Source organism: Nitrosococcus watsonii C-113, assembly GCF_000143085.1.
GTDB classification, from domain to species: domain Bacteria; phylum Pseudomonadota; class Gammaproteobacteria; order Nitrosococcales; family Nitrosococcaceae; genus Nitrosococcus; species Nitrosococcus watsonii.
This window is the reverse complement of record NC_014315.1, coordinates 3,252,930-3,266,155: the sequence shown is the minus strand read 5'-3', so window position 1 is coordinate 3,266,155 and position 13,226 is coordinate 3,252,930. Positions and strand designations below refer to the sequence as shown.

Below are 13,226 nucleotides of genomic sequence, written 5' to 3'. Positions count from 1 at the left end.
AAAACAGCCAGTGTGTCTATTGTTATAGCAAGTGGGTTAATTATTCTTGATTTCCCAATTGCTTAGCATCAATTCCCAGGGCCCGCAGCTTACGGTATAGATGGGTCCGTTCCATTTCGACTAATTTTGCGGCCTTGCCCACATTGCCTCCTGTCTCCCGTAATTTATGCTCCAGATAAAGCCGCTCAAATTGCTCTCGAGCTTCTCGCAGTGGGAGTCCCAGATCAATGGGAAGGGGAGTGCCCGTGATCAAAATAGGTTCGAGACTGGCTTCAACTTCAGCTAAATCAATTTCTGTTCCACCGCCAATAACCAGCAAGCGCCAGACTAAATTACGTAACTCCTGAACATTGCCCGGCCAATTATAATTGCGGAGGCGATTTTGAGCAGCAACGCTAAAATGACGGTAAGGGTAGCCTTCTTGTTCTACCAGGAGGTTAACAAAATAATTAAGCAATTCGGGGATATCTTCAGGGTGCTCTCGGAGCGGCGGAATAGGTAAGGGTAGAACACTAAGTTGATAGAAAAGATCTTCCTGAAAGCGTCCAGTATCAACAAGTTGGCGCAAATCTATACTAGTGGCGGCCACCAAGCGTGGCAGACGTTGTTCTAAAGTTACCATCCCCCTAGAGGCGGCAGCGTTAATAAGGCCATATAATCGGCGTTGACTGGCCGGGCTTAGCGCTTCTATCCCATTGAGAAATACAGTGCCCCTACTCCCTCGTTCTAATAATATTCCAGGTTGATCCTGGTGATTCAAGCTTTCCCCAAACAGTTCCAAATCCTGGGACTCCCATTTCAAACTGGCAATATTGATCGCAGTAAACGGGCCTTTGCTTTTGGAAGGGCAGGCGGCATGAAGGTATTGAGCAAATAAATTCTTGCCGCTTCCTGGTTCTCCGATGAGCAATATGGGAGCCTCATCGTCGGCCATGCGCCGTGCCTGCTCCCGTAGTTTGGTCATCAGCAGGCTCTTACCCACGGGTTCTGGAGGGGAGGTGGAGCATTCACCTATTTTGCTGGGAGAGGCGAGCTCATGGGAGACTGCGAGGGCTTTTTCCACCGTAAGCAATAATTTGGCCATGGAAAGTGGTTTTTCAATATAGTCAACAGCGCCTAGGCGGGTTGCTTGGACAGCAGTTTCTACTGTACCGTGCCCTGACATCATAATGACGGGCGCGCCCTTAGGGCGGCCTTGTATCCATTCCCGTAGCAGGCTAATACCGTCAATATCTGGTATCCAGATATCCAGCAAGATAAGATCAGGGGGATCGTTTTGCCATACTTGGCGGGCGATGGCGCCATTTTCAGCGATGCTCACCCGGTAGTTCTCGTCTTCTAGAATTTCACGAATTAAGACCCGAATATCAGGTTCATCGTCCACCACTAGAATATGGGGTATTGTCATCGGTGTATCTCCAAGAGAGGTTGCGAGGCCGTTTGGCAGGGCAATTGGATGATGAGACAGGCACCCCCGCCAGGAAGATTTTTGGCCGAAACATAGCCTCCTTGCTCCTCTACAATACGTTTGACAATAGCCAGTCCTAATCCTGTTCCCTTAGGACGTGTGGAAACGTAGGGTTCAAATAAATTTTGACATAATTCAGGAGGGATGCCGGGGCCTTGATCGATAATTTGAAGCTCTACCCACTCCCGTTTTTTGACTTCACGGTGGCGGGTTTGGACGGTAATGTGAGGAGTTTTTGGAGAATTAGCCATGGCCTCAAGTGCATTTTTGAGCAAATTATGGAGCAGTTGGCGTAGGCGGCTGGGATCGGCCAGCAGCCAAAGGGGCTGGGGGGCCAGTTGGGCCTCGATATATAATTTATTCTCGTCACCTCGGTAAAGTTCCAATACCTCTTTAACCAGGCTATTGAAATCCAATGATTGCTGTTGTAGGGCTGGGTTACGAGCATACTCGGAAAAAGCATTCACCATCTCTTTCATAGCCTCTACCTGGGCAATAATGGTATGGGTTAATCGATCTAAGGGCTGGATCTGATCAGCGGGCAAACATTTAAGATACTTGCGTCGCAGCCGTTCCGCGGAGAGTTGGATAGGTGTAAGTGGGTTTTTAATCTCATGGGCCAGGCGTCGGGCGACTTCGCCCCAGGCTGCGTTCCGCTGCGCTTGGACAAAGGCGGTGGCATCGTCAAATACAATTACTTGACCGGCATCGCCTGGCAGGGGAGCGCCTCGGCACATAAGAAATTGACGGCCGTTTTCCTGATGCCGGATGATTTCCTTGCGCCATTCCTGATGGCAGCTTTTTAGGTAGGGGTGGAGCAATTCGATAAATTCCTGTACTTCTGGATGATGGCGAGCGATCCTCTCTAGAACTTGTCCAGTGTAGCGGTGGAGATCTACGCTGAGAATTTCTCCCGCGGTAATATTGGCGGTGCGAATCCGTTGCGCATTATCCAGGGTAATAACCCCGGAAGATAAACTACCTAGTACGGCTTTTAAATAGCGCCGCTGCTTCTCTAGTTGTTGCTGGCTAGCGTGGGCGGCATCCCGGGCCTGACTCAAGCGTCGCGTCATTTGGTTGAAGGAGTCCACAAGAAATCCCAATTCATCGTGACTATGGGAGGGTAATTGAGTGTCGTAGTCACCCCTAGCAACGGCCCGGGTGCCCTGGGCGAGATCCGTTACCGGGGAGGCCAGGCGCCGCGCTAGAAAAAATGCTGTCCATACGGCTGCCAGCAGCGTGAGGAGCACGATTAGAGAGAGTGTCAAGGTGAAGCTGTAGATAAGGGGCCTGCGCAGGTAGGCCAGCTGTTTGTATTGATCGTAGGCATCTTGAACGCTATCGGCTAAGGTACTTAATCGGTCTGCTATAGGAAATAGGGCCTGTAAAATCAATGCTCCGGTGTCGGTTCGCGTAGCCGGCAAGTTAACCACGGCCCGCAAATGCAGCCCTGAGTTGCCAACGGGATCTAGGGCAACATAGTCTTGTCCTTGGCGGAGCTGAAATAAGATAACATCATTAGGGTGGTCTGGGACAATGGTCTCAGGATCGTGGGTAGCTGAGGTAATAACTTGCCCGCGGGTATTAAGCAAAGTTAGCTCATGAGCACCGCTAATATAGCGGAGCTCCTGGAGACTGTAAGTCGCTTTTTCTAGCGGTAATTCAGCTAAGGTGGCCGCCATTAATTGGGTTTGTTTGAGTAAAGTTCGCATTCGAATCCCAAAGGCGGTGCGGCTCAGCTCTAAGGAATCTTCAAGGGCTTTTTCCACTTGCACATTAAACCAGCTTTCAATGCCTCGGTGTAAAAATTGTAATGAGAAGGAAAACACAATGATCAAGGGAATGAAGGTTAGGGAAATAAACATAGCGACTACCCGTACAGTGAGCCGCGAACCAGGCTGGCGTTCTCGGTATTCTCTAATTAGGCGGATCAGATTAGAGCCAATAAAAAAGAGCAACAGTAACAGGGCCAGGATATTAACCCCAAGTACGATGAGGTAAAGGCGGCCGAAATGAGCCGAATCTTCGAGAGCAGCAGCTAGCAGATAAAAAGAGAGTAGGAGAAGCCCCCCCAAGGTGAGGTAGCGGATATAGCCGTAGTTTAGATGTCCGGCAATTCGAGTAACCAACTGAACCATGGGCTGTCTAGGTACCATTGAGGGGATAAGTAGGCTAGCGGCCGCATAGGGGCCGGTAAATCCTTGATGCTCAAGCTTGTTCTCAGGCGAATCCGGTAGTTTTGGTGAAGATCCAGTTCTCCACGAGTGATCAATGGACAGTTCTTAATTGTACTAAGTTGCTTGATAGCTGCGCTCAGGTTGGGATAGGTTCGTTGTTTGCCTTGGTTTAAGTAAGTCAGGACAAATTGCTCTGATAGGGCATGATATTTTAGCTGATGACGAAGGATGATACGTTTAATAGTCTTCGGCCAGAGCCACTGTCGAAGTCGCAGGACCTCAATTTCTTGATTGATGATGAGAGGAATGCCGCTTTCAATAGCATTTTTTACATCTTCGCTCAGAGGGTAATTGATTTGGGCACGGAGACGATAGACACCTTTAACGAGCTGGGTGCTAGCCGAACGAATATTAAATGACTCGCTTGCGTTACAATGCGCGCCAAACAGCAGGCCCAGGAATACCAGCCCGAGATGGCACCAAGGAAAGCTGGCTTTAGCGTTTCTCCAGGCAAGCATAATAGAACCCGTCCAGTTCTTCCGTGCCGGTCAGTAGTTGCCGTCCAACTGTTTGCGGCAGGCCCCACGGAACCTCCAATGGCCGCTCTTGTCCTTCGGGGTGGGAAAGAAGAAACTCATGAATTTGCCGCTCGTTCTCTATGGGCAATATGGAGCAAGTACAGTAAAGTAGCATGCCTCCTGGTGCGAGCAGTGGCCATAGGGCTGATAATAAGCGTTTTTGCAGGACCGCCAAGGGAAGAATATCACTTTCTCGTCGTAGTACTTTGATGTCGGGGTGGCGGCGGATGACTCCGCTGCCTGAGCAGGGAGCATCTAGTAAAATTCGATCAAAGGGAATTCCATCCCACCACGCGTCAGGTTGGAGCGCATTGCCTTGGATCACCTCAGCCTTTAGTTGCAATCGCTTAAGATTATTCTCCAGTCTCCCTAACCGGGTCGCATCTAAATCCAAAGCAAGGAGGGTTGCTAATTGAGGTTCAAGCTCCAGAATATGGCTAGTTTTACCCCCAGGGGCTGCGCAAGCATCCAATACTCGTTGCCCTGGGGCCAGGGCCAATAAGGGAACAGCTCGCTGTCCGGCACCATCCTGGACGGAAATTTGACCCTTAAGAAAACCTGGCAAGGTGGTGACTTGGCGGGGCTGCTCTAGTATGACTCCACTTTCCGTATGGGGAATAGGCCAGGCTTTGATATCATTGCGCCTCAGTTCCCGCAGATAGTTTTCCCGATTGTTTTGGAGACGGTTAATACGCAGGCTGAGAGGAGGATGGTTATTGTTGGCCGTAATAATTTGAGGCCAATGATCTGGCCAGGAATGGCGGATAGTGTCCAAGAGCCACTGAGGGTGAGCGGTATGAGCTGCTTCATGGGTAGCCACCTGAGCTTGTAGGGCGGTTTCATTGCGTAAGTACGCACGGAGGGTCCCGTTGAGCATCTTTTTAGCCCATGGCTTACCCAGGTTTTCGGCGGCGTTGACGGTTTCAGACAAAGCCGCATAGGAGGGAATACCTAGCTCCGTTAGCTGGTATAGCCCCAAAAGCAGCAAGGCATAAAGATCCCTGTCGCGTGCTCGTAACGGCTTATGTAGAAGCTTCTGGACCAGATAGTCAAGCCGGGGGAGCCATCGTACAACTCCATAGCATAAGGTTTGGGTAAAGGCTTGCTCCCGTGCCGGTAGATGCGCCATCGCTGGCGGTAGAACCCCAGTGAGAGAGCGCCCCTGATCGAGCACCCGCACCAGTACACTGGTTGCTATTATTCGCGTATTTGCTGATTTAGCCACAGCTAGGATTTTGGTAAGTTAAGGCGATTTGGTTTTGCCTGGGCTTTTTACCAACACGGTACCTGGCGTAAGAAGATGGGCACTGAGATAAGCTTGGACCGTCATGACCCGCTTACCTGCCGGCTGTACTTCAAGCAGGCGCAAGGTGCCGTTGCCAGTAGCTATATCAATCCCTGTTTTGTGGACTGCTAGAAGAGTACCAGGTAGGACATGGGTCGTTTTAGCGAGGGCCGTTGCTGACCATACCCGCAGAATTCGCCCCTCGATCTGAGTTTGCGCCACCGGCCAAGGATTAAAGGCCCGCACCTGGCGTTCAAGAAATATTGCCGGCTGAGACCAATCGAGCCAGGCTTCTTCCTTACGTATTTTAGGCGCATAACAGGCTCGGCTTTCGTCTTGAAGAACAGCGGTGTTTGCTTTCTTTTCGAGCAAGGAAGGCAAGCACTGCAATAAAGCTTCGGCTCCCAACTCGGCAAGCTGATCATGGACGATGGCAGCCGTATCTTTTGGCTGTATAGGATAACGGGCGGTATGAAGCACCGGGCCCGTATCCAAGCCTGCATCCATTTGCATGATACTAATACCTGTTTCCTTGTCTCCAGCCAGTAAGGCCCGTTGAATAGGGGCAGCGCCCCGCCAGCGAGGCAGCAAGGAGGCGTGGATGTTGATGCATCCTAGAGGGGGAATTTGGAGCACTGCTGTGGGCAGAATAAGACCATAGGCGGCGACAACCATAAGATCTGGCGCCAGTGCCGCGAGCTGAGTCTGGGATGCCTTATCTTTTAAAGTAGCCGGTTGATAAAGGGGAAGCTGGTGAGTGATAGCGATATCTTTAACTGGGCTTGGGACGAGTCGCCGTCCCCGGCCGCTGGGGCGATCAGGTTGAGTATAAACCGCTCCAATTCGATATCCGGTTTCAAGGAGTCGGCGTAGGGCGACAGCGGCAAATACCGGTGTTCCAGCAAAAACGATGTACGGCGGTGCAGCCATTATGAATTATCTGCGTTGGATAATGCAGTAACGTTGATGAATAGAGTTTACTTTGTTGGCTTTTGGCTATAAAGGTGGCGCCTAGCATGCAGCAAAGACAAAGTTGTATTTTATCCTTCCTAGCGCCTAACTTAAGAAGGTGTTGGCCCTAACAATTAAGGAAGAAGATTCTGGGGGAGGATGGAGCTACCCTTTACCTCAATAAGAAGCGGTTTTAAAACTGTTCTTGGGCACTAACGTGTGAGGTTAAGGGAAACTTTAGTACAACTCCTTCCGAGCACTTATATACTACACTTTGCGAGCATGATTCGGCTAGTTCCGGCACGAAATTACTACTTTGAACAGTTTTTAAGCAGATAGACGCTGCCGTTTTTCCGCTTTTTTCCGGATACGCTGGCGTTTGAGAGTGGAGAAATAATCGATAAAAAGCTTTCCTTCCAAGTGATCTAGCTCATGCTGAATGCATGTGGCGAGCAACTCCTGGGTTTGAAGTTCTTGTTTTTGGCCCTCCCGGTCTAAGTAGTGGACAGTAATCTCTGCGGCCCTGGTAACCGGTTCAAAGATTTCAGGTACTGATAAACATCCTTCCTCGCTTTCAGCTTTTCCTTGCCGTGCTATAATTTCAGGATTGATGAGAACTAGCGGGGAGGATTTATCCTCGGAAATATCAATAACCACTACTTGTTTAGGAACATTGACTTGAATTGCCGCAAGTCCAATACCGGGAGCCTGATACATCGTTTCCAGCATATCATCGGCAAGCTTTCTTATCGATTTATCAACGACAGCTACGGGCTGAGCCTTCCGCCGTAATCGAGGATCCGGGTAATGTAGTATGTTCAGTCTTGCCATAGGACTTTAACCAAAAATAATGTCAGTGTTCTTAACTATAGGATAAAAAATTAACGCCTTTTGTTACTTTCTCATAAATGTCGGTCACGGGAGAAGCCTTTTCGCGCCATTACTATTTTTTGGCAATGCTAAAGTACAAAGGTTCCATGTCGCCATAATACTTGATATTTCGGTAACGGTGCTACTGGGCCGCCGAGGATGAGTATCTTCCCTTGGCCCGCAGTTATCGTTGGACTCCGCTAAGGTTTATTCAGAGAAGCCAATGAATCTTAAAAAATTAATAAGTATCATGTTTTTATGCGCCATGGCAAGTGGGGTTTGGGGAGAGCCGGTGACCCTTAATCCAGATGCTCCCCAACGCTATGAGGTGGTTCGTGACGATACTCTGTGGGATATTGCAGGCCGCTTTTTACGAGATCCCTGGCGTTGGCCGGATATTTGGGAGGTTAATCAGCAAATTAATAATCCTCACTTGATCTACCCCGGCGATATTATTTTTTTAAGCTACCGTGAAAATGGTGACCCTGTATTGGAACTTCAGCGAGGGCTTCCTGGCTATAAGATGTCGCCGACGGTTCGAACTAGCAAGCTGGAAAAGGCGATTCCCACTATCCCCATTGATGCTATCCAGCAGTTCTTGTTGCATCCCCAAGTGGTCAGTAAAGAGGCTCTGGATAATGCCCCCTATGTAGTAGCGGGAGCTGAGGAGCGTTTGATTTTAGGGGCAGGAGATGACGTTTATGTCCGCAGCCTAAGCAAGTCGGCTACAATGAAATATGGGATTTATCGTGGGGGGGAAGTCTACCGCGATCCGGATCATCCCTCTACAATTTTAGGCTATGAGGCTCTTTTTATTGCTGACGCTAATGTACAGCGATTTGGTGATCCCGCTATCCTGAGTATTCAAAACTCTACCCGGGAAGTATTAGTCGGGGATCGTCTCTTGCCAGCCAATGACCTAGAATTTGAGCAGCATTTTTTGCCCCATGCCCCACGGATTCCCGTAGAAGGTAAAATTATCGCTGTGATAGATGGAGTCTCACAGATTGGTCAGTATCAGGCTGTAGCGTTGGATTTGGGTGCTGAGGATGGCGTGGAAAAAGGGACGGTGCTTGCCGTATACCAGGCAGGCAGAGTTGTGCGCGATCCCATCAGCCGTTTACCAGAGGATAAAGTCCGGTTACCTGATGAGCGAGCAGGGATGATCATGGTTTTTCGCGCTTTTGATCATATTAGTTATGGGTTGATGATGGGGGCGGAACGAGCCATTCATGTGTATGATGTTGTCCGCAATCCATAAATCATAGCTCCGCTTGGCGTGTCCATGGATGAACGAGCCTACTGGCTCGCCCTGCACCGCGCTCCTGGCGTCGGCAGTATTAGTTTTTGCCGGCTCTTGGAGAAATATGGCTCACCGGCTGCCATATTCGCTGCCCCGGAACGGGTGGCGGGCCTTAGCGGTGAAGTCCGGCATTATTTGCGGCAACCTGATTGGAAAGCGGTAGAGCAGGATCTAAAATGGCTGGAGCAGCCAGACCATTATTTACTCACTTTGGCCGATCCAGAGTATCCGCAGCTACTACGGGAGATTCCCGATCCGCCTCCCGTCTTGTTTATTCATGGTGATCCGTCTCTGCTTTCTTTACCTCAACTAGCCATTGTGGGCAGCCGTAATCCTTCTCCTGCGGGGGCTGAAACAGCTGCGCAGTTTGCTACCTATCTGGCCAATTCAGGTTTAGTGATTAGTAGCGGACTGGCGCTTGGTATTGATGCCGCCGCCCATGAGGGAGCGCTAGCTGCAAAAGCGGCGACGATAGCTGTGGCGGGAACAGGGCTAGACAGAGTTTATCCGGCTCGGCATCATGCCTTGGCTCACGCCATTGCCGAGAGCGGGGCATTAGTATCGGAATTCCCCATTGGAACTCCTCCGCTACCCCGGAATTTCCCACGCCGCAACCGGCTTATCAGTGGTCTTAGCTGGGGCATTCTCGTGGTTGAAGCCGCTTTACAAAGTGGCTCTCTCATTACGGCCCGTTTAGGCGCGGAACAGGGGCGGGAGGTATTTGCTATCCCTGGTTCTATCCATAATCCCCTCGCTCGGGGTTGCCATCATCTTATCCGAGAGGGCGCCAAGCTAGTGGAAGCTGCCCAAGATATTTGGGAGGAATTAGGAGCTTTAGCAGGCGCAATACCGAACCTACAATTCCAGGAATCGCCTAAGGAAATAGAGGCATCGACGGATGATCCAGAATATCGGTTGCTATTGGAGTGCTTAGGCTATGATCCTCTTCCCATAGATCGCTTGGTTGAGCGCTGTGGATTGACGGCAGAAGCGGTTTCCTCCATGCTTTTAGTATTAGAGTTACAAGGCTGCATCACGGCATTGCCTGGAGGACACTACCTCCGATGCGGTAAAGAGGGCCAATCATGAAAGAAAATGTGCTCGATGTGTTGATGTACCTATTTCAGAACTATATGGATAGCGAGGTTGAGTCTCAGCCCACGAAGGAATCATTGGAAGTAGAGCTAACAGAAGCGGGTTTTCACCATGCCGAAATAGGTAAGGCGTTTGATTGGTTGGAAGGGCTAGCCTTGTTACAGCAAAGCGAGCCACGGCGGTTTCCGGTAACCAACTCATCGATTCGTATCTTTACGCTGCACGAGAAAGAGAAATTAGACACGGAATGCCGTGGTTTTCTATTATTTTTAGAGCAAGTTGGCGTGTTGGATTCCATGACCCGGGAATTAATTATTGATCGGGTGATGGCGTTAGAGGCGGAAGATTTTGACTTGGAGCATCTTAAGTGGGTTATTCTGATGGTGTTATCTCATCAGCCAGGGCAGGAGGCAGCCTACGCCTGGATGGAAGATTTGGTTTTTGATGAGGTCAGCGATCTTCTGCATTGATGCTTGGGTTTGCTTGGCCTCGCGCCGAGAGCGCGCGGGAACTAGCCTTATGAGTTTGCTTGATGCCCGCGTTCTGCGGGCTTTGAGTTTTCAGAGGATAGTCAATGAGTAAAAATGTGGTTGTTGTGGAGTCCCCAGCCAAAGCTAAAACTATTAAGAAATATTTGGGGAAAAACTTTGAAGTGCTGGCTTCCTATGGACACGTGCGGGATTTGATGCCCAAGGAGGGCGCGGTCGATCCTGAGCATGGGTTTAAAATGAAGTATCAGGCCATTGAAAAGAATGGTCGTCATGTAAATGCTATTGCCAAGGCATTGAAAAGTGCTGATTCTCTTCTTCTTGCCACTGATCCAGATAGGGAAGGGGAGGCGATTTCTTGGCACCTTCTCGAGCTTCTTAAGGAGGAGGGGGTCTTGGAGGATAAAGCTATCCAGCGAGTAGTGTTCTACGAAATTACCTCACAGGCGGTTAACGAGGCTGTCGCTCATCCTCGTGATATTTCCTTGGATTTGGTTAATGCCCAGCAGGCACGGCGCGCTTTAGATTATCTGGTAGGGTTTAATCTCTCTCCGCTACTCTGGAAAAAGATTCGCCGCGGCCTGTCTGCTGGACGGGTACAAAGCCCAGCACTGCGTTTAATCTGCGAGCGGGAGAAAGAGATAGATGCCTTTAAAGTTCGAGAGTATTGGACGTTGGAGGCAGATGCAGCGGCAGCCAAGCAGCCATTTGTTGCCAAACTAACCCATTTGGATGGTAGAAAACTAACCCAGTTTGATATTGAAAATAAAGATCAGGCTTTGGCGCTTGTGGAACGGCTGACCAAGGCGGCAGCAGGCGAGTTGTGGGTGATCAAGGTAGAGCGTAAGCAGCGCCGCCGCAATCCAGCAGCACCCTTCATTACTTCCACGTTACAGCAGGAAGCCTCCCGTAAGCTTGGTTTTTCTGCTAAGCGGACTATGAGCGTAGCCCAACAGCTCTATGAAGGGGTTGATATTGGGGATGGGGCGATGGGCTTGATTACTTATATGCGAACTGATTCGGTCAATCTGGCGAATGAGGCCGTGGGAGAAATTCGCAATTTCATTGCAGAGCGGTTTGGACAAAATAGCTTACCGGTTAAATCGAGGACCTTTAAAACCCGGGCCAAGAATGCTCAAGAAGCCCATGAAGCTGTCCGGCCTACGTCGGTATACCGGGTTCCCGAGGCACTCAAACCCTACCTAAAACCCGAACAGTTCAAGCTTTATCAGCTTATTTGGCGCCGCACGATTGCTTGCCAGATGAATCATGCCACCATTGATGCTGTGGCGGTAGATTTGGACACTCAAAAGGCAGCGCCAGAAAGGGGAGAGGATGCCCGCGGCAATATTTTCCGGGCTACCGGTTCGACGGTGGTTGATCCCGGCTTTATGGCCGTATATCAGGAAGGTCGGGATGATGCCAAGGGGGAAGAGGAACAGCGGAAGTTGCCTCCCATGAAGGAAGGAGATAGAGTAGCGCTGTTACAGATACGCCCGGAGCAGCATTTCACCGAGCCGCCACCCCGCTATACCGAGGCTAGTCTGGTGCGTGCCTTGGAAGAATTTGGTATTGGGCGCCCATCTACATATGCCACTATCATTTCAACCCTCCAGCAACGGGATTACACTGTCTTGGAAAGCAAGCGTTTCCAGCCAACGGATGTGGGACGGGTCGTTAACCGCTTTCTGACGGAGCATTTTAATCCTTATGTAGACTATGATTTCACCGCTCGCTTAGAAGATGAACTAGATGCCATTTCTCGTGGGGAGAAAGTGTGGATTCCAGTGTTGGAGGAATTTTGGGGGCCATTTTCTGCACGGATACAAGAAAAAGAACAAAACGTTAGTCGGGAAGAAGCCGTCCAGGCTCGGGAATTAGGAGTTGATCCCCAAAGTAGCCGTCCGGTATCGGTGCGCATGGGACGTTATGGACCTTATATCCAGATTGGTTCCAAGGAGGATGAAGAAAAGCCCCGCTTTGCCGGTTTGCAGCCAGGCCAAAAAATGGATGCTATCACCTTAGAAGAAGCGTTGGCATTGTTTAAATTACCGCGAGAGCTGGGATTTACACCGGGAGGCGAACGAGTTAGCGTTAATATTGGGCGCTTTGGGCCTTATGTAAAATACGATAATAAATATGTTTCTCTGCGGGGAGAAGATCCCCATACTATTCCTTTGGAACGGGCGCTAGTGCTTATCGAGGAGAAGAGACAGGCTGATGCTAATCGGGTGATTAAGGTGTTTCCCGATAGTGGAATTCAAGTGCTTAATGGGCGTTACGGCCCTTATGTAACTGATGGCGAGCGCAACGTCCGCGTTCCCAAGGAGCAAGCGCCTGAGGAGCTTAGTCTGGAACAAGCGCAAACCCTTATCCATGAAGCACCGGTGAAACGAGCGCGCCGTAAAGCTGGAAGCCGGAAGAAAGCTAAAGGCTGAATTTCCTGCCAAGATAGAGTTAAGTTTTTATTTTGTAAGAGGATTATAGATGAACAACCCTTTTGTTGCTGTGCTGATGGGATCGGAATCGGATTTACCTATTATGCAGGCTACCTTGGACGTATTAAAAACATTAGAAGTGCCCTTTGAAGTGCGGATTAGTTCTGCCCACCGAACTCCAGAAGCTACCGCTCATTATGTTAAAGAAGCGGATGCCCGTGGTTGTGGTGTGTTTATTGCTGCGGCCGGGTTAGCAGCCCATCTTGCCGGCGCCGTAGCCGCCAATACCTTAAAGCCGGTAATTGGGGTACCTATGGAGGGGGGGCCATTAAAGGGAATGGATGCTTTATTGTCCACGGTACAGATGCCTGGGGGCGTTCCTGTGGCTTGCGTGGCTATTGGTAAGCCAGGAGCAAAAAACGCCGCTTATTTGGCAGCCCAAATTTTAGGAATCACAGATACTGCTCTAGCTCAGCGTCTTCTTTCGGATCGCCAAGCCATGGCTGAAGCTATCCTCGCTAAAGCCAATATTCTGGAGCACCATTCCTGAAATAGCCTAGGGTCTTAATTTAG

11 protein-coding genes are annotated in these 13,226 nt (G+C 50.0%); 5 read left to right on the top strand and 6 right to left on the bottom strand.

From position 1 onward, the window contains the following. Window positions 1-40: 40 nt before the first annotated feature. The 6 genes from NWAT_RS14930 to def all read right to left on the bottom strand — a co-directional run bounded on the left by NWAT_RS14930 (window position 41) and on the right by def (window position 7,290). Entirely contained in the window at window positions 41-1,408 is a 1,368-nt protein-coding gene (locus tag NWAT_RS14930) for a sigma-54-dependent transcriptional regulator (protein WP_013221855.1), read from the bottom strand. Beyond that, a complete protein-coding gene (locus NWAT_RS14925; RefSeq protein ID WP_013221854.1) occupies window positions 1,405-3,606 on the bottom strand; it encodes a sensor histidine kinase in 2,202 nt (733 codons plus the stop codon). The genes NWAT_RS14930 and NWAT_RS14925 overlap by 4 nt, the downstream gene beginning before the upstream one ends. Further along, window positions 3,570-4,163, bottom strand: a complete 594-nt coding sequence (locus NWAT_RS14920; RefSeq protein ID WP_013221853.1) for a DUF4390 domain-containing protein — start codon at window positions 4,161-4,163, stop codon at window positions 3,570-3,572. The genes NWAT_RS14925 and NWAT_RS14920 overlap by 37 nt, the downstream gene beginning before the upstream one ends. Next, window positions 4,141-5,448, bottom strand: a complete 1,308-nt coding sequence (rsmB, locus tag NWAT_RS14915; protein ID WP_013221852.1) for a 16S rRNA (cytosine(967)-C(5))-methyltransferase RsmB — start codon at window positions 5,446-5,448, stop codon at window positions 4,141-4,143. The genes NWAT_RS14920 and rsmB overlap by 23 nt, the downstream gene beginning before the upstream one ends. 18 nt (window positions 5,449-5,466) lie before the next feature. Further along, window positions 5,467-6,438 (bottom strand): methionyl-tRNA formyltransferase, encoded by a 972-nt coding sequence (gene fmt, locus NWAT_RS14910; RefSeq protein ID WP_013221851.1) that lies wholly within the window; start codon window positions 6,436-6,438, stop codon window positions 5,467-5,469. Window positions 6,439-6,786: 348 nt separating this feature from the next. Beyond that, a complete protein-coding gene (def, locus tag NWAT_RS14905) occupies window positions 6,787-7,290 on the bottom strand; it encodes a peptide deformylase (RefSeq protein ID WP_013221850.1) in 504 nt (167 codons plus the stop codon). Window positions 7,291-7,552: 262 nt separating this feature from the next. Here def and NWAT_RS14900 point away from each other — a divergent pair, with 262 nt between their 5' ends. The 5 genes from NWAT_RS14900 (at window position 7,553) to purE (ending at window position 13,203) form a co-directional block, all read left to right on the top strand. Continuing rightward, complete coding sequence (locus NWAT_RS14900; protein WP_013221849.1) at window positions 7,553-8,590, top strand: LysM peptidoglycan-binding domain-containing protein; 1,038 nt, start codon at window positions 7,553-7,555, stop codon at window positions 8,588-8,590. A 24-nt stretch (window positions 8,591-8,614) separates the two neighbouring features. After that, window positions 8,615-9,721 carry a DNA-processing protein DprA gene (gene dprA / locus NWAT_RS14895; RefSeq protein WP_013221848.1) on the top strand — a complete coding sequence of 369 codons (1,107 nt, stop codon included), beginning with the start codon at window positions 8,615-8,617 and terminating at the stop codon, window positions 9,719-9,721. After that, window positions 9,718-10,197: a DUF494 family protein gene (locus NWAT_RS14890; protein WP_002813185.1), complete on the top strand. Its 480-nt coding sequence runs from the start codon at window positions 9,718-9,720 to the stop codon at window positions 10,195-10,197. The genes dprA and NWAT_RS14890 overlap by 4 nt, the downstream gene beginning before the upstream one ends. 104 nt (window positions 10,198-10,301) lie before the next feature. Continuing rightward, a complete protein-coding gene (locus NWAT_RS14885) occupies window positions 10,302-12,653 on the top strand; it encodes a DNA topoisomerase I (protein WP_013221847.1) in 2,352 nt (783 codons plus the stop codon). Between the two features lie 49 nt (window positions 12,654-12,702). Then, entirely contained in the window at window positions 12,703-13,203 is a 501-nt protein-coding gene (purE, locus tag NWAT_RS14880; RefSeq protein ID WP_013221846.1) for a 5-(carboxyamino)imidazole ribonucleotide mutase, read from the top strand. The last annotated feature ends 23 nt before the right edge of the window (window positions 13,204-13,226 follow it).

What these genes read in the sequence shown, in the direction of transcription:
- NWAT_RS14930 (WP_013221855.1), bottom strand. Translation starts at nt 1,408, where the DNA reads ATGACAATACCCCATATTCTAGTGGTGGACGATGAACCTGATATTCGG.
- NWAT_RS14925 (WP_013221854.1), bottom strand. Translation starts at nt 3,606, where the DNA reads ATGGTTCAGTTGGTTACTCGAATTGCCGGACATCTAAACTACGGCTAT.
- NWAT_RS14920 (WP_013221853.1), bottom strand. Translation starts at nt 4,163, where the DNA reads ATGCTTGCCTGGAGAAACGCTAAAGCCAGCTTTCCTTGGTGCCATCTC.
- fmt (WP_013221851.1), bottom strand. Translation starts at nt 6,438, where the DNA reads ATGGCTGCACCGCCGTACATCGTTTTTGCTGGAACACCGGTATTTGCC.
- def (WP_013221850.1), bottom strand. Translation starts at nt 7,290, where the DNA reads ATGGCAAGACTGAACATACTACATTACCCGGATCCTCGATTACGGCGG.
- NWAT_RS14900 (WP_013221849.1), top strand. Translation starts at nt 7,553, where the DNA reads ATGAATCTTAAAAAATTAATAAGTATCATGTTTTTATGCGCCATGGCA.
- dprA (WP_013221848.1), top strand. Translation starts at nt 8,615, where the DNA reads ATGGATGAACGAGCCTACTGGCTCGCCCTGCACCGCGCTCCTGGCGTC.
- NWAT_RS14890 (WP_002813185.1), top strand. Translation starts at nt 9,718, where the DNA reads ATGAAAGAAAATGTGCTCGATGTGTTGATGTACCTATTTCAGAACTAT.
- NWAT_RS14885 (WP_013221847.1), top strand. Translation starts at nt 10,302, where the DNA reads ATGAGTAAAAATGTGGTTGTTGTGGAGTCCCCAGCCAAAGCTAAAACT.
- purE (WP_013221846.1), top strand. Translation starts at nt 12,703, where the DNA reads ATGAACAACCCTTTTGTTGCTGTGCTGATGGGATCGGAATCGGATTTA.